This is a genomic window from Bacillus kwashiorkori (assembly GCF_001375515.1).
Taxonomy (GTDB): domain Bacteria; phylum Bacillota; class Bacilli; order Bacillales; family Caldibacillaceae; genus Bacillus_BK; species Bacillus_BK kwashiorkori.
Genome location: NZ_CTDX01000016.1, coordinates 189,426 through 215,930, shown reverse-complemented (window position 1 = coordinate 215,930; position 26,505 = coordinate 189,426). Strand labels below are relative to the sequence as shown.

Annotated in this window: 22 protein-coding genes and 1 riboswitch; of the genes, 3 read left to right on the top strand and 19 right to left on the bottom strand. The window is 36.0% G+C overall.

Translation table 11 applies throughout. The features are described from left to right. Positions 1–233: 233 nt before the first annotated feature. Positions 234–683 (top strand): YslB family protein, encoded by a 450-nt coding sequence (locus BN1242_RS10235; protein WP_077216185.1) that lies wholly within the window; start codon positions 234–236, stop codon positions 681–683. A gap of 157 nt (positions 684–840) precedes the next feature. On the opposite strand, the gene BN1242_RS10230 is transcribed toward BN1242_RS10235, so the two are convergent. The 16 genes from BN1242_RS10230 to BN1242_RS10150 form a co-directional block, all read right to left on the bottom strand. Then, the gene (locus BN1242_RS10230; RefSeq protein ID WP_062355324.1) at positions 841–2,073 is read right to left on the bottom strand and encodes an aspartate kinase; all 1,233 of its coding nucleotides are present in this window, start codon (positions 2,071–2,073) and stop codon (positions 841–843) included. 169 nt (positions 2,074–2,242) lie between these two features. Beyond that, positions 2,243–2,421, bottom strand: a riboswitch (Lysine riboswitch). Between the two features lie 128 nt (positions 2,422–2,549). Then, positions 2,550–4,328 carry an excinuclease ABC subunit UvrC gene (uvrC, locus tag BN1242_RS10220; protein ID WP_062355318.1) on the bottom strand — a complete coding sequence of 593 codons (1,779 nt, stop codon included), beginning with the start codon at positions 4,326–4,328 and terminating at the stop codon, positions 2,550–2,552. 132 nt (positions 4,329–4,460) lie between these two features. Then, a complete protein-coding gene (gene trxA / locus BN1242_RS10215) occupies positions 4,461–4,775 on the bottom strand; it encodes a thioredoxin (RefSeq protein WP_062355315.1) in 315 nt (104 codons plus the stop codon). 256 nt (positions 4,776–5,031) lie between these two features. Beyond that, positions 5,032–6,009, bottom strand: a complete 978-nt coding sequence (locus tag BN1242_RS10210; RefSeq protein ID WP_062355312.1) for an electron transfer flavoprotein subunit alpha/FixB family protein — start codon at positions 6,007–6,009, stop codon at positions 5,032–5,034. A gap of 93 nt (positions 6,010–6,102) precedes the next feature. Further along, on the bottom strand, positions 6,103–6,876 hold the full coding sequence (locus BN1242_RS10205; RefSeq protein ID WP_062355311.1) for an electron transfer flavoprotein subunit beta/FixA family protein: 774 nt from the start codon (positions 6,874–6,876) through the stop codon (positions 6,103–6,105). 143 nt (positions 6,877–7,019) lie between these two features. Next, positions 7,020–7,793, bottom strand: a complete 774-nt coding sequence (locus BN1242_RS10200) for an enoyl-CoA hydratase (protein ID WP_062355308.1) — start codon at positions 7,791–7,793, stop codon at positions 7,020–7,022. Positions 7,794–7,842: 49 nt separating this feature from the next. Continuing rightward, the gene (locus BN1242_RS10195) at positions 7,843–8,430 is read right to left on the bottom strand and encodes a TetR/AcrR family transcriptional regulator (protein ID WP_062355305.1); all 588 of its coding nucleotides are present in this window, start codon (positions 8,428–8,430) and stop codon (positions 7,843–7,845) included. 275 nt (positions 8,431–8,705) lie between these two features. Continuing rightward, positions 8,706–10,403, bottom strand: a complete 1,698-nt coding sequence (locus tag BN1242_RS10190; RefSeq protein WP_062355302.1) for a long-chain-fatty-acid--CoA ligase — start codon at positions 10,401–10,403, stop codon at positions 8,706–8,708. 599 nt (positions 10,404–11,002) lie between these two features. Continuing rightward, a complete protein-coding gene (locus BN1242_RS10185) occupies positions 11,003–11,416 on the bottom strand; it encodes a DUF350 domain-containing protein (RefSeq protein ID WP_062355298.1) in 414 nt (137 codons plus the stop codon). 73 nt (positions 11,417–11,489) lie between these two features. Continuing rightward, entirely contained in the window at positions 11,490–13,838 is a 2,349-nt protein-coding gene (locus tag BN1242_RS10180; protein ID WP_062355295.1) for an endonuclease MutS2, read from the bottom strand. Between the two features lie 33 nt (positions 13,839–13,871). After that, complete coding sequence (gene polX, locus BN1242_RS10175) at positions 13,872–15,602, bottom strand: DNA polymerase/3'-5' exonuclease PolX (protein WP_062355292.1); 1,731 nt, start codon at positions 15,600–15,602, stop codon at positions 13,872–13,874. Between the two features lie 84 nt (positions 15,603–15,686). Beyond that, the gene (locus tag BN1242_RS10170; RefSeq protein ID WP_062355289.1) at positions 15,687–16,223 is read right to left on the bottom strand and encodes a CvpA family protein; all 537 of its coding nucleotides are present in this window, start codon (positions 16,221–16,223) and stop codon (positions 15,687–15,689) included. Next, positions 16,217–16,480 carry a cell division protein ZapA gene (gene zapA, locus BN1242_RS10165; RefSeq protein WP_062356973.1) on the bottom strand — a complete coding sequence of 88 codons (264 nt, stop codon included), beginning with the start codon at positions 16,478–16,480 and terminating at the stop codon, positions 16,217–16,219. The genes BN1242_RS10170 and zapA overlap by 7 nt, the downstream gene beginning before the upstream one ends. Before the next feature lie 249 nt (positions 16,481–16,729). Then, entirely contained in the window at positions 16,730–19,144 is a 2,415-nt protein-coding gene (pheT, locus tag BN1242_RS10160; RefSeq protein ID WP_062355286.1) for a phenylalanine--tRNA ligase subunit beta, read from the bottom strand. Positions 19,145–19,231: 87 nt separating this feature from the next. Continuing rightward, a complete protein-coding gene (gene pheS, locus BN1242_RS10155; RefSeq protein ID WP_062355282.1) occupies positions 19,232–20,272 on the bottom strand; it encodes a phenylalanine--tRNA ligase subunit alpha in 1,041 nt (346 codons plus the stop codon). Positions 20,273–20,913: 641 nt separating this feature from the next. Further along, the gene (locus tag BN1242_RS10150; RefSeq protein WP_062355279.1) at positions 20,914–21,663 is read right to left on the bottom strand and encodes a TrmH family RNA methyltransferase; all 750 of its coding nucleotides are present in this window, start codon (positions 21,661–21,663) and stop codon (positions 20,914–20,916) included. Positions 21,664–21,822: 159 nt separating this feature from the next. Between BN1242_RS10150 and sspI the strand changes: the two genes are divergently transcribed. Both sspI and BN1242_RS10140 read left to right on the top strand, forming a co-directional pair. Next, positions 21,823–22,032, top strand: a complete 210-nt coding sequence (sspI, locus tag BN1242_RS10145; RefSeq protein ID WP_062355276.1) for a small acid-soluble spore protein SspI — start codon at positions 21,823–21,825, stop codon at positions 22,030–22,032. Positions 22,033–22,240: 208 nt separating this feature from the next. Beyond that, positions 22,241–23,053, top strand: coding sequence for an MBL fold metallo-hydrolase (locus BN1242_RS10140; protein ID WP_062356967.1), 813 nt, complete (start codon positions 22,241–22,243; stop codon positions 23,051–23,053). 83 nt (positions 23,054–23,136) lie between these two features. On the opposite strand, the gene BN1242_RS10135 is transcribed toward BN1242_RS10140, so the two are convergent. The 3 genes from BN1242_RS10135 to BN1242_RS10125 all read right to left on the bottom strand — a co-directional run bounded on the left by BN1242_RS10135 (position 23,137) and on the right by BN1242_RS10125 (position 26,153). Beyond that, positions 23,137–23,961, bottom strand: a complete 825-nt coding sequence (locus BN1242_RS10135) for a carbohydrate ABC transporter permease (protein ID WP_062355272.1) — start codon at positions 23,959–23,961, stop codon at positions 23,137–23,139. 3 nt (positions 23,962–23,964) lie between these two features. Further along, a complete protein-coding gene (locus tag BN1242_RS10130) occupies positions 23,965–24,825 on the bottom strand; it encodes a carbohydrate ABC transporter permease (protein WP_203226056.1) in 861 nt (286 codons plus the stop codon). A gap of 95 nt (positions 24,826–24,920) precedes the next feature. Further along, positions 24,921–26,153, bottom strand: coding sequence for an ABC transporter substrate-binding protein (locus BN1242_RS10125; protein WP_062355269.1), 1,233 nt, complete (start codon positions 26,151–26,153; stop codon positions 24,921–24,923). Positions 26,154–26,505: the final 352 nt, after the last annotated feature.

Here is a 26,505-nt window from a genome sequence, read left to right as displayed (position 1 = left end):
AAGTTCATTTTACCCCTATTTTCTGAAAGCGTCAAGAAAACGGTACCAACATCAATAATATTCAAAAAGTAAATTAGTTATGTTTGAATGTTTTAAATATTTGTTTTTAAGGCTTTTCCTAATGTGGAAATATTTTCTTTCAATATACTAATATAATTTTTTTCCAGTGAAAAAATTCATAAATATTTTTTACCAAATTGTATATAATAGAATCATAGAAGAGGGGGAGCAATGTGAAAAAACAGATTTTGGAAGAAAGAAAAAGTACTTTAGAATTATCCATACCAGCTTTCGGGTATGAACTCATACGGGAAGAACTGTTGACAGATTTATTAGGAAACGATGCCCCTATTATATTATACTGGGCAGGAAAAAGAATAGCACGAAATTATCCATTATTTACGATAAACGAAATCCGTGACTTTTTCCAAAACGCCGGATGGGGAAATTTACATTTATTGGAGGAAAAGAATAACGAAATCACCTTTGAACTTTCTGGAGATTTGATTCACCATAGATTGGAAACGAAAGTAAATCCTACCTTTCAGTTGGAGGCTGGCTTTTTAGCAGAACAAATCCAACAAATGCGGAAAGTTTATGCGGAAACGTTTGAACATCCAAAAAAACGCAATTATACTGTTACATTTACCGTTAAATGGGATCATATTCCCTTTAATGAATGATTAACCAATTGTATAGGTCCGTATTTTTTTGGACAAACAATACACTATTTGCTATTCAAACTAAACAAATTAAATGAAAAAGGACTGTCTGAAAACGTCTCGTATTCGATAACTTCCCTAACCACTTTTTCAGGCAGCCTTTTCCTTTTCGATACTTTTAACGTACTTTTTCCTCCACTTTACCTAAATTATAAATATTATGTAACGTTTGGGCAGCTTTGATTACTTCTCCTTCAGCGACAACAACGGAAATTTTAATCTCCGAAGTACTGACCATTTTTATAAAAATATTTTCATTTGCTAAAGCTTCAAACATTTGAGCAGCGACACCAGGGTTGGAAACCATTCCTGATCCTACAATTGATACTTTTGCCAGTCCAGTTTCCCACTCAATATGATCAAATTGAATTAGATCTTTTTGTTTATTGAGAACATCCATTGCTATTTCTAAATCATCCGTTTTTACGGAGAAGGAAAGATTATTTAAAGAGTTATCAGTAGTATTTTGAATAATAATATCAACGTCTACTTGATTTTTTGCCAAAGATGTAAATATGGAAGAAAGGCTATTAATAGCATTGGGCAAGCCAAAAACCGTAATTCTAGTAATATGTTTTTCGAATGCGACTCCTCTTACGATTAAATGATTTTCCATCGTTGTTTCCTCCTCAATAATTGTTCCGGTTTTATTTTCTACACTTGATTTAACAACTAATTCGACGTGATAATTTTTCGCAAATTCTACAGCCCGTGGATGGAGAACGGCTGCTCCTAAATTTGCCAACTCTAACATTTCATCGTAAGAAACAGAATACAGTTGTCTAGCATTACGGATGGCACGCGGATCCGCGGTGAATACCCCTGTTACATCTGTATATATTTCACATCTTTCCGCTTTCAATGCTGCCGCCAACGCTACCGCGGTCGTGTCTGAACCACCTCGACCTAATGTTGTTATTTCTCCTAACTCTGAAATACCTTGAAAGCCTGCAACGATAACGATTTTATTGTTATTAAGCTCTGTTTTCAGTCTAGTTATATCAATATCGACAATTCGTGCATTGTTATGGAATGGTTCCGTTTTAATCCCTGCTTGCCAACCAGTTAATGAGATAGCTTCGTATCCTTTGTCTAGTAAAGCCATCGTTAATAAAGCAATTGTCACTTGTTCTCCTGTCGACAAAAGCATGTCCAGTTCACGTTTATTCGGTTTGGCGGTAATTTGTTTTGCATAATCCACTAAATAATCTGTCGTTTTTCCCATTGCTGAGACTACGATGACTACTTGATTGCCTAATTTAATTTGTTCAATGATTCTTGAAGTAATCATTTTAATTCTGTCTATCGTACCTACCGATGTTCCCCCATATTTTTGAACGATAATTGCCATTTCAAGCCCTCCAAGATAATTTCTCATTACTTTTCTTTGATCATTTTCTGTTTACAATCATTTTTTTCAATAAGACGCTGTTTAACTGTGTTGTTGAATAAAAAATAAAAAAAAAGACAATGGGGCGTTTATCCCATTGTCTGTGCATACAAGTAAATAATTGTATTCACAGTGAGATAGCTCTCCAAGCAAAAAGTCTTGACAGTTTTGCATTTATTCAATAACAAAACCAAGAAAAATAAGAAGTGAGCTTACTTTTCTTTCGGCAAACTTTCCTTTCCATGTTTTTCTTTGGGGCTCATTCCCCTCCAAACATTTACTATTAAAGTTCGCACCTCTATCATCACTATTTAAGTGGTTAAATTCAATTTTTCTAATCATAGCATATATATAAAAAATTAACAATTATTTTTTTCAATATATAATATAAATTAACAATGCACCCACAAAATCAAAATCTCACGAGGAAGTTCGCCTTATTCTCCTTGAAGTTTTTCTATTAATGCTTCGCTAATATTCTTCGGCAAGCCGATTTGAATAAACTCATCTATCGTCGCTGCCTTCATTTTTTTTACAGAGCCGAAATGTTTGAGCAACAATTTTTTTCGTTTTTCACCAATACCTGGGATATCATCCAAAATAGATTGGAACATCGACTTACCGCGCAATTGTCGGTGGAAAGTAATGGCAAAGCGATGAACTTCATCTTGTATTCGTTGCAGTAAATAAAATTCCTGGCTACTTCTAGAAAGAGGAATTATCCCGAGTGGCTCACCAAACAGTAAATCGGCCGTTTGATGCTTATCATCTTTTGCTAACCCTGCAATGGGAATATTTAAACTTAGCTCATTTTCTAAAATATCACGGGCTGCTTCAATTTGGCCTTTCCCTCCATCAATAATAATTAAATCTGGCAGTGGCAAATTTTCCTTCAATACTCTTGTGTAACGCCTTCGGACAACTTCACGCATCGATTCATAGTCATCTGGTCCAACTACTGTTTTTATTTTATATTTTCGATATTGCTTTCGGTCTGGCTTCCCGTTCGTAAAAACAACCATTGCCGAAACGGGATCTGTCCCTTGTATATTCGAATTATCAAATGCTTCAATGCGATAAGGTGTATAAATTCCCATTATTTTTCCTAGCTTTTCGACAGCTTTAACCGTTCTTTCTTCATCCCGTTCGATTAAGGAAAATTTTTCTTTTAAAGCAGCAGTTGCGTTTTTAACTGCTAAATCGACTAAGTCCTTTTTTTGCCCACGTTTTGGCTGAACTATTTTTACCTTCAATAATTCTTTCGCTAATTCTTCATCTATTTTTTCTTGGATTAAAATTTCTCTTGGCTTAAAATGATTCGGTTGGTCGTAAAATTGGCCGAGAAACGTTAACATTTCCTCTTCAGGTTCCCCATAAACGGGGAACATTGATACGTCCCTTTCAATCATTTTTCCGGAACGAATGAAAAATACTTGAACACACATCCAACCCTTATCAACTGAATAACCAAACACATCGCGATCAACAAAATCGGTCTGTGTCATCGTTTGTTTTTCCATCGTTGCTTCAATATGAGCGATTTTATCACGATATTCCTTCGCCCGTTCAAAATCAAGTGCCTCCGCAGCTTCATGCATCTTTGCCGTTAAATCTGTTTTAATTTCCTTATACCCTCCATTAAGGAAACGGGTAATTTCTTCGGTCATTTCCTTATATGTTTCGTCTGAAACTGGATAGATACATGGAGCTAAACATTGACCGATATGGTAATAAAGACAAACACGATCTGGAAGTGTCGAACATTTTCTTAACGGATACAGTCGATCGAGTAATTTTTTTGTTTCTTTCGCAGCTAGCACATTTGGATACGGTCCAAAATATTTCCCCTTATCCCGTTTCACCTTTCTTGTAATAATTAACCGAGGATGTCTTTCGGCGGTTAATTTGATGAAAGGATAGCTTTTGTCATCTTTCAGCATAATATTGTACTTTGGGTCGTATTGTTTAATTAAGTTCATTTCTAATATTAATGCTTCAATGTTTGATGAAGTGATGATATATTCGAAGTCCTCAATTTCGTTCACTAATGATTGTGTTTTTCCGTCATGAGAGCCAGTAAAATAGGAACGAACACGATTTTTTAATATTTTCGCCTTTCCTACGTAAATAACTATTCCTTGCCGGTCTTTCATTAAATAACAACCAGGCTGGTCAGGTAAGAGGGCAAGTTTTTCTTTAATTTTGTTTGATACCATTGTTTCAACTCCACCTGTACGAAAAATAAATGATATCCATATTATACATTAATAGTCTGATTATTAGTTATTACACTGAAAATAAAAAAGCAGCCACAATGGACCGCTTTTACATTTGAAAGAGTTTATTTATTATAGATGTGGATTAATTACTTCAAGTAACGCTTCTTTTGGACGGTAGCCAATTACTTTATCGACGATTTCGCCGTCTTTAAATAAAATTAAAGTTGGGATACTCATAACCCCATATTGTGCGGCCGTTTCTTGATTTTGATCGACATCTAGTTTAACGATTTTAACTTTATCGCCCATTTCTCCGTCTATTTCTTCTAATACCGGTGCAATCATTTTACAAGGTCCACACCAAGTTGCCCAAAAGTCAGCTAAAACAAGACCTGAACTAATTTCTTGGCTAAAACTTTGATCATTAGCGTTAACAATTGCCATACAGCTTACCTCCTATTTAGTACTTAAATCTAAAGACAGTATACCATTGTTTGGAAAAGGATGCGAATAAAAAGTTTCAAAAACATTTTTCCCTAATCTGAAAAAAATAACCGAAGATGATGAGTAAAACAGAAAAAAGCAACACTACGAATTTTTACTAAACGTAGATGTTGCTTGCAAGACAATCTAATATTTTATACTATAAGGGGTATTGTTCGTGCTCGGAAAGCAAACGGTCCAACCAATTCACTCTTAATTATGCATTAACTAATAATTTTTTAAATTCCTCTGTTAACATCGGTACAACTTCAAATAAGTCACCAACGATACCGTAATCAGCTACTTTAAAAATATTCGCTTCAGGATCTTTGTTGATAGCAACAATTACTTTTGAATTGGACATTCCTGCTAAATGTTGAATCGCACCCGAAATTCCGACAGCAATATACAAATCAGGAGTAACAACTTTTCCTGTTTGGCCAATTTGTAATGAATAATCACAGTAATCAGCATCACATGCTCCACGAGAAGCTCCAACTGCGCCACCTAACACATCTGCTAATTCTTGTAATGGTTTAAATCCACTCGCACTCTTCACACCACGTCCACCTGCGACAACGACTTTAGCCTCGGATAAGTCAACACCTTCACTCGTTTTGCGCACAATTTCTTTTATAATCGTTCGTAAATCTTTAATTTCTACTGAGATGCTGGATACTGTACCTGTACGCGAATCATCCTTTTCTAGCGGAGCAATATTGTTTGGACGAATGGTTATAAATAGTTTATCACTAGTGATGATTTTCTTTTCGAATGCTTTCCCCGAATAAATTGGTCTAGTAAATACAAGATTACCGCCTACTTCTTCAATTGCAGTAACATCAGATACTAATCCAGAATCAATTTTCGTTGCAATTTTCGGTGCTAAATCCTTACCTAAAGCTGTATGCCCAAACACAATTCCATCTGGATTCTCTTCATTTATAACCGCCATCAACGCTTGGGAATATCCATCGGATGTGTAGTGATCCAACTTATCATCTTCAACTAAAACAACACGGTCTGCACCATATTGAATTACTTCATTTGCCAATCCCGCAACATCTTTTCCAACTAAAACTCCTACTACTTCGCCACCATCCGCAATTGTTTTTCCAGCAGCAACTGCTTCAAAGGAAACATTTCGTAATGAGCCATCTTTCACTTCACCTAAAATAATGACTTTTCTCGCCATGTTAAAAACCCTCCTGTTCGTCTCTCCAAAAATATTATTCTATTCGTTTTTCGTTCAAAAATATATTGACTTCTTGATATGCATATTGTTCTATTAAATAACCTTAGCTTCTGTGTGCAAAAGACTAACTAGTTCCTTTACTTGATCAGCGAGTTCCCCTTCTAATATTTTTCCAGCGGCCTTTTCTGCCGGTAAAAACACTTCCATTGTTTTTGTTTTTGCTTCCACATCGTCCTCATCTAAATCTAAGTCATCTAATTCCAGTTCTTCAAGCGGTTTCTTTTTCGCTTTCATAATACCTGGAAGCGAAGGATATCTTGGCTCATTTAATCCTTGTTGTGCTGTTACTAATAATGGCAAGAAAGTTTCTATTTTCTCCTCATCGCCCTCCACATCTCGTACAACGCTTACATTTGTCCCATTAATATCAAGCTTTGTAATTGTTGTTACATATGGAATTCCTAACAATTCTGCAACTCGTGGCCCAACTTGACCAGAGCCACCATCAATGGCTACATTACCTGCTAAAATTAAATCGGCTTCCTTATCACGTAAATAAGTAGCTAATATTTTTGCCGTAGTGAATTGGTCTGTTTCTTCGACATCGTCTTCAATATTAATAAGAACGGCCTTATCAGCACCCATTGCTAAAGCTGTACGCAGTTGTTTTTCCGCTTCTTCATTTCCGACAGTAATAACCGTTACTTCGCCGCCATGTTCGTCACGAACCTTGATTGCTTCTTCGACTGCATATTCATCATAAGGGTTGATGATAAACTCTGCCCCATCCTCGTTAATAGAGCCATTATTAATGACAATTTTTTCCTCAGTGTCAAAAGTTCTTTTTAATAAAACGTAAATGTTCATATATTTGCCCCTCCCGTTTGTCTTGTAAATGGTAAGTATATTTAAATGTTGATAACAAATTGCACTCCGTTTTGTTAACCTTTATAAACTTTCATCTTTTCCTCATATCTTCGTTGCTCTCATCGAACCGTAGCAACAACCGTTTACTTGCCTACAAAGTTCGGTTGTCGTTTTTCGATAAAGGCTTGAATTCCTTCTTTTGCATCATTCGATTCGAAAACAGTACCAAATAACTTCGCTTCTTCTTGAACACCTTGATAGTACTCAGCGTCTTTCGTATATCTTAATAGTTTAATAACAGATGAAACCGATATTGGACTCTTCTTCTCAACTTTTCTTGCTAATTCCATCGTTTTATCAAATAATTGTTCTTCTGGATAAGCATTGTTTGCAAGCCCTAGTAGTACTGCTTCTTTCCCTGTTATTGTATCACTCGTCATCATTAATTCTAGTGCTTTCGCGGTACCGATATATTTAGGTAATCTTTGTGTACCCGCAAATCCAGGAATTAAGCCAAGCTGTAATTCCGGTAAGCCAAGCTTTGCTGTTTCGCTAACAAGGCGAATGTGACAAGCCATCGCTAACTCTAATGCTCCGCCGAGTGCTGCACCGTGAATCGAAGCAATAATTGGCTTTTCAAAGTTCTCCATCTTCTCAAATAAATTTTGTCCATTTGCCGCAAGCTGGGAAAACTCCTCGCCAGAACGTACGACAGTAAATTCTTTAATATCAGCTCCAGCCGAGAAAAATCTTCCTTCTCCACGTAATACAATAACACGAACATCATTATTGTTCGCTAATTCATTGAGTAGGAAATCAAGTTCTTGCAATAAATCGGTAGACAATGCATTGGCTGGTGGCCGGTTTAACGTAACTATTGCTGTTTTTCCATCTAATTCCCATGTAATATATGACATTTCCCATCCCCCATTTATAAGACATTATGTTATGAGGTAATTACCTCGTCTAACCCCTTTTTCCACAACCGTGAATGATTAGTTGATGAACTCTTGGTGCAAGTTGTACTAAATCATACTTGTACTCATTCATAACCCATGTTGTGACCGTTTCATCAATCGTGCCGAAAATCATTTGTCTTGCCAAACGGATATCCAAATTTTTATCGAATTCCCCATCTTCAATACCAGCAATCAAAATATGATCGACTAGTTTTAAATACCCTTTTAAAATTTCATTAATCTTTAGTCGTAAAACTTTATTTGTTTGTCGCAATTCCAATTGGGTAACCGTTGCTAAATAATGATCTTCTGATAGAATTCGGAAATGGTTTTCTATTAATAGCAACAATTTATCAGATGCTTTGTTTTTACTTTTTATGACTTTTTCGAGACTTACAATAAACTGGCCCATTTTTTCACGAAACAAAGAAATTAAAATGTCTTCTTTATTTTTAAAATATAAATATATTGTCCCATCCGCAACACCTGCTTGCTTTGCGATTTTGGACACTTGACTTTGATGATAGCCATTTTCTGCTATAGTTATTACTGCAGCATCAATTATTTGTTTATATTTTGGCTTTTGGGTTTTCATTTTAGTTCACCTTCCATACTTTTCGTTCAATCTAGTTGCCAATTTTTTAATGTTAGCCCTTCCTTCTGTATGGAAGTACTATTCCACTATTACCATTTCCAAAAATTTCATTGTTAAAAAGAAAAATATGAATGACCATTCATTCATATTTTATGATAAATTGTTTTTATTTGATTGTCAATAAAAAAGATTCTGCTTGTCTCACTATTCCACAAGAATATGAGCCGCTATAAATCGGCCCAGGCAATCATCAATAATTTTATCTTTATAAGAATCTATGCTTTCTTATCCAGAAGCTCGTTTTGCTTTTTTCTTTCTTCTTCCACTAATTGACGCCGCAATATTTTACCGACAGCCGTTTTCGGTAATTCATCCCGAAATTCATATATTCGTGGAACTTTATAAGCTGCCAAATGCTTACGGCAATACTCATTTAATTCTTTCTCAGTAACAGATGCCCCTTCTTTTACGACAATATAGGCTTTCACCGTTTCCCCGCGGTAAGAGTCAGGCACACCGGCAACTACTACTTCTTTAACTGCTGGATGTTCATACAATACTTCCTCCACATCACGTGGATAAATATTATAGCCACTTGCAATAATCATATCCTTTTTCCGATCAACAATGTAAAAATAACCTTTCTCATCCATGTATCCTAAATCCCCTGTATAGAGCCAACCATCTCGTAATGTTTGAGCTGTTTCTTCTGGCCGATTCCAGTACCCTTTCATTACTTGTGGTCCTTTAACAACTAACTCCCCAACTTCACCAGGAGGAAGTGGTTCATTTGTATCAAGAGAACGAATTTCTGCTTCAGTATCAGGCCATGGAACTCCAATACTGCCCTTTATTCGTTCACCATCCCAAAGAAAGTTTGCATGGGTTACTGGAGATGATTCAGTTAATCCATAACCTTCTACTAACTTTCCACCAGTGATTTTTTCAAATTGTTCTTGTACTTCAACAGGTAGTGGTGCAGACCCGCTAATACAAGAATCAATCGATGATAAATCATATTTCGATAAATCAGGATGGTTTAATAGCCCAATATACATTGTCGGAGCTCCCGGAAAGATCGTCGGTCTCTGACTTTGAATCGTCTTTAACATTGTATCTGGATCAGGTTTTGGTAGAAGGACAATTTTCAACGCTTTCATTACAGATAAGATCATGACTGTCGTCATTCCATATACGTGAAAAAACGGTAACGCACCTAAAACTACTTCTTCCCCTTCTTTTGCCCTATACAACCATTCTGCACATTGTTTGACATTTGCCGTTAAATTTTTATGAGTGAGCATTACTCCCTTTGGAAAACCGGTTGTTCCACCTGTATATTGCAGTATCGCAATCTCGTCAAAATTAGCTGTTTGCTCCAGTTCTTCTAGTTCAGAACGTCTTAAGATTTCTTTAAATAAATGGTTATTTCCACTATGTTCTACTTTGACCGTGAACCCATATTGTTTTTTCTGAACAAACGGATAGAGAAGATTTTTTGGAAAAGGTAAAAAGTCTTTAATTCCTGTGATAATTATGTGTTGTAAATCTGTCTCGTTCTGCACCTTTGTTATTCTTGGGAACAAAATATCTAATGCCACAATCGCTTTTGCGCCCGAATCCTTCATTTGAAATGCAATTTCCCGTTCAGTGTAGAGCGGATTCGTTTGAACAACTATACCCCCTGCGAGTAATATCCCATAAAAACTGATAATCGATTGCGGGGTATTCGGCAACATCACCGCTACACGATCCCCTTTTTGAATGCCTATTTTCCGCAAATAATTACTAAATTTCAATGCTGCCTCATAAATCTCTCGGTACGTCAATTCTTTCCCCATAAAATGAACTGCACATTTATCCGGATACTTTTTTGCTGTATCTGCTAACATACTTTGCAGAGATTTATTCTCATATGTAAGCGCGTGTGAAATAGAATCCGGATAAAGATTTAACCACGGTTTATTATTCATACACTCCCTCCCCTTTGTAAAAAAACAATTAGAACTTTCAAATTGTTCTTTTAAATATCATAGCTGAAAATGATAACGGTTACAAGTCTTTTGTATATCAAACTGCTATTTAAATGAGGAACACGTTTCACAAGTGAAAACTTCCATCAACAGCCGATATGACGTACAATAGGAGACGAGTCTATTAGTGGGTGTAAATCAAGAAGCGGATGGATTAAATAATCAAAGAGGAATTAAACGAAGTGGCTATCCTAAAAAGTCAGATTCTTGACTTTCGTGGATTGCCACTTCATTATATCAATATTAGTAAACAGGTAAATTAAAGATTATCAACAAAGCGAAAATTTCATTTTAATCAGGAAATGAAAATTAACAAATACTTGCCATTGCACTTCCAGAAATGTACTATGCAAAAAACAGCAAATAAATAATTCCTGCTAAAACAAATAGGCCACAAGTAATAATTAATATTTTCCCTAGTTTTTCCAGCGCCCTTCTCCCCTGTCCTATATTAAATGACTATTCGAAACAGTAACTTGGAATAATGCCAAAGATCCTGATTACAAGTCCAGCTATCGTAATAATTTTCTTAAAATACTTTAACTGGAAATAATACCTGCTCCTATTACATAGGATAACCCAATTGATATAACCATCGCAATTAATCCGACTGCCCGATTATCCTTTGCAATCTCCTCATCAATATTAAATTTTGGGGTCAAAAATTCAAATATAAAATAACCAGTTAACAATAAAAAATAACCGAAAAAGCCCCAACCTACCATGATGAGAATGGAATCATGATGCATGATGGAAAAACGGAAAATATTAGCAATCCCAAAAATTTTTCCACCGGTTGCCATCGCTACAGCAATATTGCCATTTCTTATTTCTTCCCAGCCTTTATATTTTGTTATCATTTCAAAGGTTACTAAAAAGACTAATGTACATAAAACAGCTACACTGTAATTTGCCGTTTGTATAACTAAGTCATTTTCCCAAAATCCGCCCATATTTATATCTCCCTTGACTTCTCTTAATGAACGTATCATTCATTTTCAAACTTTCACATTCACATTACAAAGCTTATTTGAGCTCAACAATTGTTACGCCGATGCCACCTTCATTGGCATGCCCGTAATGATAAGATTTAATATGACGATGATTTTTTAAGTATTGTTGCACTCCTGTACGCAATGCCCCGGTTCCTTTTCCGTGAATAATAGAAACACGTGGATAACCTGCCAACAATGCGTCATCTAAATATTTCTCTAATTTTACTATGGCGTCTTCGTATCTTTCCCCACGTAAATCTAATTCTAAACTTACATGATATTCTTTTCCTTTTACTGTTGTTATCGGTTTTTTTTCGATTGTTGGCGTAGACTTAATTAATTCTAAATCTGCTTCCTTTACATTCATTTTTAAAATTCCAACTTGTACTAGCCATTCATCATCGGAAATTTTGTCTAATAGATTACCTTTTTGACCGAAAGTTAATACTTTTACTTCATCACCAGGTCGAAGTTTTTGCTTTTGTTTTCGTTGTAACTGTTTTTGTTCCTCCACTTGAGGAGCAGCTTCTTGTAATCTCTTTTTAGCTTCAATAAGTTCATGCTCCTTAATTTGTGCGACCTTTTCGAACTGCATTTGCCGTAATTCCTTAATAACTTCTTCAGCTTCAAACTCTGCCTTTTTAATGATAGCTTTTGCTTCGCGCTTTGCCTTATTGATTAGTTCATCTTTCTGCTCGTAATATTCCATAATCGCTTGTTGCAAGTCGCGATGGAGCTTCTCCGCTAGTTTCAAATACTCTTTCGCTTCTTTTTCTTCCTCTTCTGCTTCCCTTCTACTAGTTTCTAAGGAAGCGATCATTTGATCTACTTTATTCGTTTCGGAATGAATATGGGATTTTGCCCGTTCTATTATCTCATTTGGCAAACCGAGTCGTTTAGAAATTTCAAAGGCATTACTTCTACCTGGGACACCGATCAGTAATCGATATGTCGGACTTAGCGTTTCTACATTAAATTCCACACTTGCATTTGTTACTCCAGCACGATTATAGCCGTAAGCCTTTAATTCGGGATAATGGGTTGTGGCGATTACCCTTGCGCCGCGATTGTGAACTTCATCTAGCAATGCCATCGCCAATGCAGCACCTTCTTGGGGATCTGTACCCGCCCCTAATTCATCAAATAACACTAAACTTTGGTGATCGACAGATTTTAAAATGTCTACAATGTTCACCATATGGGAAGAAAATGTACTTAAACTTTGTTCAATCGATTGTTCATCCCCAATATCCGCAAATACAGAAGCAAATACCGCTATTTCCGAGCCGTCTTGCGCTGGAATTTGCAGCCCCGCTTGCGCCATTAACGTAAGGAGTCCAACTGTTTTTAAAGTAACGGTTTTCCCACCCGTGTTTGGTCCAGTAATGACGATTGTTGTAAAATCTTTCCCTAAAACTATATCATTTGGAACTACTTCATCGGGAGCGATAAATGGATGACGAGCCTTATTTAGTTTGATGTAACCATCGTCATTTACTTTAGGCTTCGTTGCTTTCATGCTCGCCCCAAATTTTGCTTTCATAAAAATAAAATCGATTTGCTGTAAAATTGAAACTAACTGGCGAAGTTCGTTGCTATAGTTCCCTGTTTCGTTAGATAGTTCCGTTAAAATGCGTTCCATTTCGATCTGTTCCTTCATTCGTGACTGATGCAAATCATTATTTAATTGCATAACAGACTGTGGTTCGATGAATAATGTTTGTCCAGATGCCGATTGGTCATGAACCATACCGCCAAAGTGAGAACGATATTCCTGTTTTACTGGAATGACGAGCCGATCATTTCTAATAGTTATCACTGCATCTGATAACATTTTTTGCGCGCTGTTAGACCTGATAATACTTTCTAATTTTTCCCGGACTCTCGATTCGAAATTACGGATTTGCTGACGAATAGTACGTAAAGGGATACTAGCACTATCTAATATTTCTCCATTTTCATTGATTGCATTACTAATAATACGTTCTAACTCGTGCGGAGGATTCATATCATTCGTTAATTCCGATAAAATTGGTAAATCCTTTTCTTCCAATATAGCCGAGAAAAATTTTTTCAGTTGCTTGCCTGAACGAATTGTACTTGCTATCTCTACTAGTTCTTGGGCATTTAGCATTCCACCAATTTCAGCCCGCTTTATGCTCGGTGTAATATCAAAAATTCCTGCTAAAGGAATATGACCTTTTAAACGTAAAATCGTCGTGGCTTCATCTGTTTCCTCTTGTAATCGAACGACTACTGGAAAATCAGTTGACGGCATTAACGTTTCTGCCATTCTTTTTCCAAGTTCTGACGCTGCATATTTTATTAATTGATTACGAATTTTATTGAATTCCAACGTTTCTAATGCTCTTTCATTCACGGAGTGTGCCTCCTTTTATGCTAAATTTAACTTTCATCTATTTTGGAAACTTTCACGTTTCTTATTTAACACTTGGAGAAATTCATGTTTAGGTAAAGTATTTAATACAGTATTTTTTTGAATCCAAGCTTTTCTTGCATACTTCACACCAAGTTCCATATTTGTTAACGTATCCGTATGATGTGCATCGGTATTAATTATGATTGGCAAGCCTGCTTTTTCTGTTTTTTGTAAATGTTCTAAATGAAGGTCCAGTCGTTTCGGACTTGCATTTAATTCTAAAATTGTATTCGTTTCTTTCGCAATTTTTATTAACGCATCCATATTCACGGGATATCCAGATCTTCTTCCGATCACTCTACCTGTTGGATGACCAATCATATGTACGTAAGGATTTTTGCAAGCATTGGCCAACCGCTTCATAATTAACTCTTCACTCTGACTAAATGCAGAATGAATGGAAGCGATAACGAAATCCATTTCTTTCAACAGTTCATCTTCAAAATCTAACGACCCATCTGGTAAAATATCCATTTCAATTCCAGATAAAATTTGAATATCACGATATTTTTCGTTTAGGCGAGCAATTTCTTCCTTTTGTTTTAAAAGGCGGTCACGTGTTAAACCGTTTGCTACTTTTAAGTATTGGGAATGATCCGTAATTGCCATATATTCGTATCCTAACCGCAAACAGGCTTCAATCATCTCCTCCAACGAATGATTCCCGTCACTCCATGTCGTGTGCATATGCAAATCTCCGTGAATATTTTCTACTAACGAATCAAGTAAATCGAGCTTATCTATTTCGGTTCCATCTTCCCGTAGTTCTGGCGATATATAAGGCAATTGAAAATGTCGGTAAAATTCCTTTTCGCTAGAAAATGTTTGCACAGAGCCTGTTTCTAAATTTTCCACACCGTACTCACTAATTTTTTCATGGCGTTCCTTGGCAATTTGCCGCATTCTCACATTATGTTCTTTCGATCCAGTAAAATGATGGAGCGTTGTCGCAAATTCATTTAATTGAACGAGTCGGAAATCAACCGAAACATCATGATCAAAGGAAAAAACAATAGAAACTTTCGTATCCCCTTGATTCGTTTTTTCTTTTATATTTGGTAGCTGCAACAATTGCTCCCTTACTATTTCAGGATTTTCCGTAGCAATCACAAAATCGAGATCTTTCACCATTTCTTTTACCCTTCTTATGCTTCCCGCCCGTGAAAACTCGTTAATTTCAGGAATATTTGTTAACTTATCTTCAATCCATTCCACAATGGGGATCATCATCGCTAACGGTAATCTGTCTTGTTTATTACTTAAACTTTCAATCGCCGCTAATATTTTCTCTTCTTTTTTTTCTCCAAACCCTTTTAGTATTCTTACTTTTCCCACTTCACATGCGGTCTTTAAGTCTGCTATATTTTCTATTTGAAGTTCTTTATATAACCTTGCTATCGTTTTTCCACCTAAGCCAGGGATTTGCAATAATGGAATCAAACCCTTTGGAACCTCTTTTTTTAATTCTTCTAAGACGGAAGACGAACCAGTTTCTATATATTCCATAATAACAGCTGCTGTTCCTTTGCCAATGCCAGGTATTGTAGTGAAATCTTCCACTTCGGCAATGTCTCTCTCATCGAATTCCAATGCATTTGCGGCTTTCCTGAAAGCAGATAATTTAAACGGATTATCCCCTTTTAGTTCCATATATATAGCAATGGATTCTAATAACCGAATAATTTCCTTTTTAGTCGTTGCCATCTTTATCACCCACTTATTTTCTAACTATAACTTTACCATTATTTCTCCAAATAAAAAACTTCTCTAACGAGAGAGAAGTTTCTACTATTTACCATTAAACCACATTTCTTTCAATTGCTGTGAAAAGATTGGAGTTTTTTCGATAATTGTTTTGGCAACTTCTGAACTGTCCAACAATGCTTGAATTTGTGCTATTGGCAATAGTGACCCCATATATAGAAGGATAAATATTATTAAGTATGTTTCAACAAAACCGAGAACACCGCCTGCCCAAATGTTCAATTGTTTAATAATTGGAATATTCGCAACAAAATCCAGCATGGAGCCGACAATTTGTAAAATAATTTTCACACCAAAAAATATCGTAAAAAAGGCAATTCCATTATAATATGCATTTTCCGCATTTACCGTATTTAATAATAATTGTAACGTCTCATTATTGCCGATTTGCGGATAAGGAATCCATAATGTAAATTTTTCAGCTAAATCTTTATAATATAAAACGGCAATAAAGAATGCAATAAAGAAACTGGTGAGATGGATGAGTTGCAGAATAAATCCTCTTTTCAAACCGACAATAAAGCCGACCATTAAAAAAATTAAAATTAATAAACTTACCATTTTCTTTCATCCTTTTGATTTTCAGTTTGTTGTTCCATTTCTTCTTTCAGTTTCATATAATCATGTACTGCGTTAACAGCAGTTAGTACAGCCAGTTTCGTCGTATCTAATAAAGGATTCCTTTTGTTGATCTCACGCATTTTTTCATCAACAATTGCAGCGACCGCTCGAATATGGCTCGCATTTTCTTCCCCAATGATTGTATATTGTTGTCCATAAATATCGACGGTAATCCGGTTTTTTGGCTCATCAGACAAATCAATTGCCCCCATTCAAAAGAATCCTAGAATATATGATACCATGAAAAAAAATAAAATGGGAAGGAAAAAGGGGAAAATATATACAATTGTTTTTTATAAGGATCAATAGACAACTAGTTTTCATAATTGTTGAAGAAATTACGCCTTTATAACAGACAAAGGGTCTTTCCCCCTTATCCATAATATTCAACCATAATGAATGAATCATTAGCAAATACTATGCAACAAGGAGTAAGACCCTTATAACTACCCCCGCAATTTAGCGCCTACTTTGTCAGCTAGTTCTTTTAATACATTTTCATGTACTTTCGTTACTTCATCATCTGTTAATGTTCGTTCTGGATCGAAATAGGTTAATGAGAAGGCGATAGATTTCTTCCCTTCTTCCATTTTATCTCCCTCATATACATCAAACACATGAACAGCTTTCAACAATTTGCCACCTGCACCACGAATGATAATCTCCAGTTCATTAGCTGGCTTACCTTGGTCAACGATAATTGCGATATCCCTAGTTACTTTAGGAAATCTTGGAATTGCTTCATAAACTAATGGAGTAGTATTGAAATTCACCAATTTTTCCATCATTAATTCAAAGACGAACACATTGTTCACATCATATCGTTTTTCTACTTCTGGATGTATTTTTCCAATAAAGCCGATTGTTTCACCGTTTAATGTAATCGCAGCTGTTTGACCTGGATGTAACCCTTCCACTTCTGCCTTTTCAAAACGAATGTAGTCAGTTACTTGGAACTTCATAAACAGGGCTTCTAATATACCTTTTACGACAAAAAAGTCAACTGGTACCTTTTCCCCTTTAATCGGATTACTTACATATAAGCCTGTAAGTGCACCTGCTAAATGTTCCCGCTCTTCTGGTTGAACATTTGCTCCTTTCGATAAAAAGATAGAGCCAATTTCAAACAGAGCGATATTATCATTTTTCCTAGCAATATTATAGGAAATTGCGTCTAATAAATGCGGCAACAAACTTAAACGTAAAATAGCATGTTCTTCACTCATTGGCATTGCCAGTTCCACTGCGTCCTTTTTCGTTAAGGCAAACTGGTCAAATTTTTCTTTACTTGTTAATGAATACGTAATTGCTTGATTTAGACCGGCACCTTGTAACACCTCTTTAACAATTCTTCTCCTATGTTGATAAGAAGAAAGTCCACCAGCAGATTGGGCGCTAGTTGGCAAGGTTGTAGGTAGTCTATCATAGCCATAAATTCTCGCTATTTCTTCATACAAATCTTCTGGTAAATGAATATCCCATCTGCGTGAAGGAATAGTTACGTTAAAGTTCTCTTCGTTCATTTCAAAAGGAAATTGCAGTCGATTTAAAATAGCTGTAACATCATCCACAGTTAAATCTGTGCCAAGGAATTGATTTATTTTCTGTAATTCCACATGCACCTGAACCGATTCTGCTGACAACACATCAAATTCAACGATACCATCAAGTACTTCTCCACCGGCATATTGTGCCATTAGTTCTGCTGCTCGTTCTGCAGCCGCACGAACACGGTTAGGGTCAACCCCTTTTTCATACCGGCTAGAAGCTTCACTACGCAAACCGAAATCTTTAGAGGCTTTCCGGATAACATTCCCAGAAAAATATGCGGATTCTAATAAAATTGTCGTAGTGTCATTTTGTACTTCCGAATCGGCACCACCCATGACCCCAGCAAGTGCGACTGGATTTTGCCCGTTCGTAATTACTAAGTGCTCCTTATTCAATGATCTTTCGACATCATCTAATGTTGTTAATTTTTCACCATCGTTCGCTCGGCGTACTACTACTTCCTTTGAGCCGAACCGATCATAATCAAAGGCATGTAACGGTTGACCATATTCAAGTAAGATATAGTTCGTAATATCAACGACATTATTATGTGGTCGGATTCCAGCAGCCATTAAACGAGTTTGTAACCATAATGGTGATGGTCCGATTTTTACATTTTTTATAACTTTTGCTGTGTAAAGTGGGTTATCCTCTTGTGCATCCACTTTGACCGAAATATAGTCACTTGCTTTTTCTTGAGAAGCAGCTTTCTTTATATTCGGCAATTGAACAGGACGACTTAAAATAGCAGATGTTTCATAGGCCACTCCAATCATACTCATACAATCCGCACGGTTCGGAGTTAAACCTAGTTCTAACACCGCATCATCGAGATTTAATAGGGAAATTGCGTCACTACCTACTTCACTATCTTCCGGTAAAACGTAAATACCGTCCGTAAACTCTTTCGGTACTACTTTTCCTTCAATCCCAATTTCTTGTAAAGAACAAATCATCCCGTTCGATACTTCTCCACGTAATTTCGCACGTTTAATTTTTAAATTGCCTGGGAGTCTGGCACCTGGTTTCGCTACGATTACTTTTTGACCGGCAGCAACATTCGGTGCACCGCAAATGATTTGGACTGGTTCTTCTTCACCAATATCGACTAAACATTTATTTAGTTTCTCTGCATTTGGATGTTGTTCACATTCCAACACATGACCAACGACAAGATTTTGAACTTGTTTGGACTTTTGTTCAATCCCTTCCACTTCAATTCCAGTTCTTGTTATTTTTTCTGCAAGTTCTTCCGGAGTAACATTTGTTAAGTCTACAAAAGATTGCAGCCATTTATATGATACAAGCATTGCTTCTTTCCTCCTATTTTTTTATACGTTCGTTTCAAGTCAACCTGTATTCGTGAAAAACTACCTCATTTACAGATAAACCGTTCATTATCTATCAGTCGGTAAAAATTGTTTCAAGAAGCGAATATCATTTGTATAAAAATGACGAATATCATCAATCCCATACTTCAACATTGCGATTCGTTCTGCCCCCATACCGAAGGCAAATCCTGTATATTTTTTCGAATCAAAACCGCTCATTTCTAATACACGAGGGTGAACCATTCCAGCACCTAATATTTCAATCCAACCAGTTCCTTTACAAACGTTACAACCTTTTCCACCACAAATTTTACACGAAATATCCATTTCTACTGACGGTTCTGTAAATGGGAAAAAACTAGGACGGAGTCGAATTTCTCGATCTTCACCAAACATCTTTTTCGCAAACACTTCTAACGTCCCTTTTAAATCACTCATACGAATGTTTTCATCCACAACGAGCCCCTCAATTTGCATGAATTGATGGGAATGTGTTGCATCATCGTTATCTCGACGGAACACTTTTCCTGGACAGATTATTTTGACCGGACCTTTCCCACCGTGTTTTTCCATTGTTCTTGCTTGGACTGGTGAAGTATGTGTTCGCATAAGCAGTTCCTCTGTAATATAGAAAGAATCTTGCATATCTCTAGCAGGGTGTCCTTTAGGTAAATTGAGTGCCTCAAAATTATAATAATCTGTCTCCACTTCCGGCCCTTCAGCAACGGTATAACCAAGACCAATAAACAAATCTTCTATCTCTTCAACAACTTTTGTTAATGGATGATGATTGCCTATATTCACTCGTCTTCCTGGCAAAGTGACATCGATAGTTTCGCTAGCAAGTTTCCGCTGCACTAATTCAGCTTCTAGAATCTTTTGCTTTTCGTCGATTTTTTCAGCAATGGCTGTTCTTACTTCGTTAGCAAGTGCACCAATGACCGGTCGTTCTTCTACTGATAATTTTCCCATTCCACGGAGAACTTCCGTGATTGGTCCTTTTTTTCCTAAGAAAGATACTCGAACTTCGTTTAGCTCCTTTAATTCCGATGCTTGATTAATTTTTTCAATTGCTTCTAATTCCAATTCCTTTAAACGCTCTTTCACGTTTAAACCCTCCTCTAGCTTCTTATAGCAGTGAAATGATAAAGTTTATTTACTGTAATGATGGTTAAGTAAGATTCCTGTTTACCTTTATTGGTTACTTTCACACATTTAAACGAAAGGGTATATAGGAAAACATAAAAAAACCTCGCTCCTAAAAAAGGGACGAGGTTGATCGCGGTACCACCCTAATTGATACAACTTAATCAAGTTAGTTGTATCCACTTCATTTTCATAACGGCTTTAGGCCGCAACATCTTTACACAGCTAATCTAGCAGTGGTCCTGATGTGAGCTCGTGAGGTGAATGTTCGTTTGGTGTCTGTTAAAAATGCTTGCAGTCATGACATTTTTTCCCTGAAAACAGACTGTATTCAAATAAGTTATTGCTTTTGTAAGGAAACTCGGTTGTACTTGATAGGAGAAAACAACCTTCCTTTACTATAGCCATAAGTTTCCTTATTTCCAAACTACTTGCCTCATTCATTGCTTTTACAACTATTTACTTTTCATAAACTTTTAATGTTAATTATAGCCATGTTACACAACAATTTCAATTGCTTTTCAAAAATTAACGCGAACAATTATTTTATAAAGGCGTTTTCCTCTTTAACGTAATTAACTGCCGAATGAAACGAAATGTTTCTATCCGCGTAAATAATACAATAAAATACCAGTTGCTATCGCGACATTCAATGATTCACTTTTCCCGTAAATTGGGATGTATAAATTTTTCTCGGTTAATTTTAGCAGTTCCTGGCTCATCCCTTGTCCTTCATTCCCGACAATTAATGCAAAAGAATGACTTGGGGTAATTTCATACATACTTATACCGTTCTCTAATGAAGTTCCATAAACTGGGATATTGAGTTGTTGCAATTGATTAATCCACCTTGTTAACTCACTGCGGACAACTGGTAAATGAAAATGACTTCCCTGGGCGGACCGTATTACTTTAGAATTGTATATGTCTACACTGCCCGTTCCAACAATTACCGCATCTATTCCTGCTGCATCAGCTGTGCGAATCATCGTTCCTAAGTTTCCTGGGTCTTGGACGGCATCAATAAGTAGAAATTTTGAACCTTCAATGTTTGTTTCGTTCAATTGTTTACAGACAGAAAAGATTCCTTGTGGAGTTTCAGTGTCTGATATTACTTTCGCTACCTCATTCGAAATGACAAACATTTCTAAGGAGGCATATTTTGCTTTCGCCAGTTTTCCATAATAATTTTCCGTTACAATTAATTCTTGAATAAGATTTGCTCGCAGTGCTTCTTCTACTAAATGTTCCCCTTCTACAAGAAACGATTTCGTTGTATCTCTTCCTTTTTTCGTTAACAGTTTCCTCCACTGTTTTACCTTTTCATTTTTTGGCGATTGGATTAATTTCATTTGCTTCACCCATTTTTCCTTTTAATAATGCATAAACGACATTTGTTTTTATCAACAAAAATTCATCGATACCTTCCTTATTAAAACTGGACTGTCATACATATTACAGACGGAAAAGTAGCACAATATTACGGATAAAAATCTAAGGAGGTATTACTTATGAATTTTAACTTAAGACAAGCAATAATTCAAAACGTTTCTGGGAATACACAAGATCAATTAAAAGATACAATCGTTGACGCAATCCAAGTAGGAGAAGAAAAAATGCTACCAGGTTTAGGGGTACTATTCGAAGTCATTTGGAAAAATGCCGATACACAAGAACAACAAACGATGTTAGAGACGTTAGAACAAGGTTTGAAAAGGTAAATAGTAGAAGAGAACCTACCCATTTGCTTTTTAGCTGCCTCAATAAAAAAGAAAGAGACATCATTGGTCCACTATTCGTTGGAACAATGATTTAATCCCCTGTTACCATTATTTTGGAGTAGATTAACTCCAGTTAAGGATAAAAATGTAAATTGAGGTGTTTATTTTGGATCAATTCCAACAAAACCCAAACCCAACCGAGCAAACGATGCAAGGTAAATATATGCCGATGACTTCTGTTGCAAGTGGACTTTTACAACAAATTGCCCAGGATGTTTATAGTTATACTGTACAAATAGTCAATATAGCAATTATAGACTTACACGATGGATTTGTGTTAATTGACGCTGGAATGCCTGAATCAGGTACTACTATTATTTCTACAATCAAAGACCAATTTGGTGAAGATAGAAAACCGATAGCAATCATTTTAACCCATGGCCATTTTGATCATATTGGTGGCTTAGAAGAACTATTAAACCATTGGGATGTACCAGTTTATGCGCATAAATTGGAACTACCATTTTTAACTGGACAAATAAATTACCCCGAACCAGATGGAACAGTTGAAGGTGGTCTCGTTGCGAAATTATCGCCAACATTCCCGCACAATGGAATTAACTTGAAAGGTAAAGTCGAAGCTCTTCCGGATGATGGAACTATTCCTGTTTTACAAGAATGGCGATACGTTCATACACCTGGCCATTCCCCAGGACATATTTCCTTGTTTAGAGAAAGTGATCGAACATTAATTGCTGGAGATGCATTTGTTACCGTCAAACAAGATTCATTATACAAAGTACTTGTTCAAAAGCAAGAACTACACGGACCACCGCGCTATTTAACGACTGATTGGCAAGCTGCCTGGGATTCCGTAAAAGAATTAGCTACGTTGAAACCAGAAGTAGCCATTACCGGGCACGGATTGCCAATGGCTGGTGAGGAATTAAAGACTGGTTTAGGAAAGCTAGCACAAAACTTTGGTGAAACAGAGATACCTGATTATGGGAAATACGTATAAAGAAACAAAACGAGGGGCTCCCAACATAGGGGCCCCTCTATCATTTCTCATTGCACAGCAAAACCAATACATCGTAAATAGTTTTATTTCCCTGATCCTCGCAATACTCCAGAAATAATCCACTTTTGCGCAAATATATAAATTATTAACATCGGTAATATTGCCATTAAATAAGAGGCAAAGGCTAAGTTATAATTTGTACTGAACTGTGACTGGAATACATATTGTACTAAAGGCAATGTCGCCATATCTTGCTCACTTAATAATACTAAAGGCAGTAGGAAGTCATTCCAGGCACCTAATCCAGCTAAAATAGCTACTGTTGCGTTCATCGGTCCAAGTAATGGAAAGATAATCTTCCAAAAAATTTGCCAAGTACTAGCACCATCCATTACCGCTGCTTCTTCCAGTTCTAAAGGAATTTTCCGTATAAAACCGACGTATATAAAGGTATTAAAAGATAGATTAAAGATAATGTAAAGAATGATTAGTCCGACTAGATTATCCATTCCCCATGCGCTAGTCTGTTTAACGATTGGAAGCATGATAACCGGAAAAGGGATAAACATCGCACTGACGAAGTAATAATAAAGTCCCCGATACCATTTTTTATGCATATTTCTTGCAATCGCATACGCTACTAAAGAATTTGTTAATACGGTAAAAATAACGACAAATATTGTAACAAAAGCACTATTGCGAAAAGCATTGAAAAAGTTTGTCATTTCAATCGCATCAAGAAAGTTTTGAATGGACCAATTTTTTGGCAGTGCTAACAAATTGCCCGCCATTTCTTGAGGTGTTTTGAATGCAATAGTGATCGTCAAATATAACGGAAATAGAATAAATAAAGCTCCTAATATTAAGAGAAGTGTTATGACAAAGTTTGATCTTTTACTTCCTATCATCGATTACTCCACCTCTCTTCTTTCTAATACTCTAAGTTGGAATAAAGATATTGCTACAATAACTACAAAGAAAATTACAGCATTTGCCGATTGATAAGCAAACTGCCCACCTTCAAAACCTCCACGATAAATTAACAACGAAACAGATTCTGTTGCTGTACCTGGTCCACCGCCAGTCATTGCGACAATTTGATCATATGCCATCAAAAAGTTTTTCATCGCAAGAACCATATTAATGGTGAAGAACGAAGAAATTAGTGGAAAGGTAATTTTCCAAAACTTTTTCCAAGGACCAGCACCGTCAATTACTGCGGCCTCATACACTTCTTCCGGTATCGTAACAAGTCCTGCTAAATAAAGAATTGTATTTAAGGCAACACCTTGCCAGACTGCTACGATAACAATTCCAAGCCAGGCTAGATTTTGATCACCTAGTATATTTTTCGACAGGACATTTATTTGTAAAGATTGCCCAAAACTCGGTACTAAATGAGTAAAAATATAGTTAAAAATAAATCCAACAATTAGAACACTTAATATATACGGCAAAAAGTATATAGCTCTTAATGTTTTTAGAAATTTAATTTTAGAATTCAAGCCCATCGCAATTAAAAGGCTAATAATATTGACAATAATTGTAGCAACGATGGCAAACTGAAATGTAAAACCGTAGGCACTTAACACACGGGTATCCTTAAATACATTGATAAAATTACTAAACCCGACAAAATTCCAATTCCCATACCCTTTCCAATCCGTAAAACTATAAAAAATACCTTGTAAGGCAGGATATGTATGAAAGGTGAAAAACAGGAGGAAGGCAGGAATGGCAATTAACATAAACGTGGTTTTCCGATTAATCATTTAAAAACCTCCCATAAAAAACAAACTGTCCCAAACTGTTCACTACTGACAAAATTTTTTCGTCCTATCATTCATTTGGGACAGTCTTATTTCTCTTATCGATTTACAACTTTATCCCATTCGTTATCAATTTTTTTCAAAAACGCATTCTTGTCTTTATTAATATAAAAATCCTGGATGAGGTTTTCGGCTCCCATTCCTGCAGGATAATAGTGATCGACAAAGCTTGCGATGGAGCCATTTTCAAAGTTTGTTTTAATTCCTTCAAATACTGGATCCTCTTGTAAAACATCATTTACAGCAGAAAAAGCTGCTTGTTCTTGAATATATCTTTGAGCGATTTCTTTACTTAACATAAACTCAACAAACTTCATTGCTTCTTCTTTATGTTTCGTATTTTCGTTAATTGCTAATACAACATCAACACCAGAAACAAGTTTATTTTCATCAGCATTATTTGTAACAGGTAAAGCAAACATTCCTACTTGCGCATCTGGATTTGCTTTCAGTATTTCCGGAATTGCCCAGTTTCCTTGTAAATACATAACTCCATCACCAGTTGCAAAGGCATTGTTTCCATCTCCATATCCAACACCGAATACATCTCCTTCACTATAACTTAATAGTTGTAGGGCTTTATCGGCGACTGCAGGATAACTTTCTTGGAAAGATGTTTCCCCAGCATTTTTCTTTTCGGCAAAGTCAGTCCCAACAAGATTTCCCGATAATGAATTCCACATTGGCAAACCAGTCCAAGCGTCTTTTAATGTGAACATTAAAGGTTTTTCACCAGCAGCTTTTGCCTTGTCTAATGCTGCAATAAAGTCATCCCAAGTTTTTGGAATGGATAATCCTAATTCTTCAAACTTTGTTTTATTATAAATTACACCATTTGCATTCGTTGCATAAGGCAGACCATATACACCATCAGCATCTGGACCAACTAGACGATTTAACATATCAACATATGGCGGTTGAACTTGATTTATTGCATCATCGTCTGTAAAGTCATGTAATACTCCTGCTCGGCCAAGTTCTCCGAAAGTAGCATTACCATTTATGGACATAATATCTGGTAAATCATTTTTCGTTAATCGAGTTTTTAATACCGTCTCAGCTTCCGGTGGTGAATTAAACTTAATTTTAATGTTTGGGTTTTGATTTTCGAATTCTTTAATTAACCCTTTATAAGTCTCGATACTTTCTGATTTATTAGAAAAAAGTTCTAACGTTACTTGTCCATCTTTTCCGCCATTATCACCACCGCTACAGCCGGCTAATAATAGAGAACTTAATAAGATTATTGCTATACCTTTTATCCATTTCATTGAATCTCTCTCCTTTAATATTTTTGACCAAAAATTAGAACCATTTCGTTTGTAAGGATTCATATCTTTACTATTTTTTATTAATTGTTTAATCTTATACTCGTAAGTTTTTTTAATTAATGAAGTTTTGTTGCGTTATCCCCCTTCTACTTAATACTTTGTAAAAAATTTCTTTTCTCTACCTACAAGTAACTATTTGTAGGATAGAATTTTCCATGCAGACTACGGAAATCATTAACACTTTATAAAATATGCTTATATAAAGATAAACGCTTCCATATTTTAAAGAATATGGTAATAATATGTTATAACGATTAGTTTATTTGGAAATTTAGTGAAGTTATATTAATTT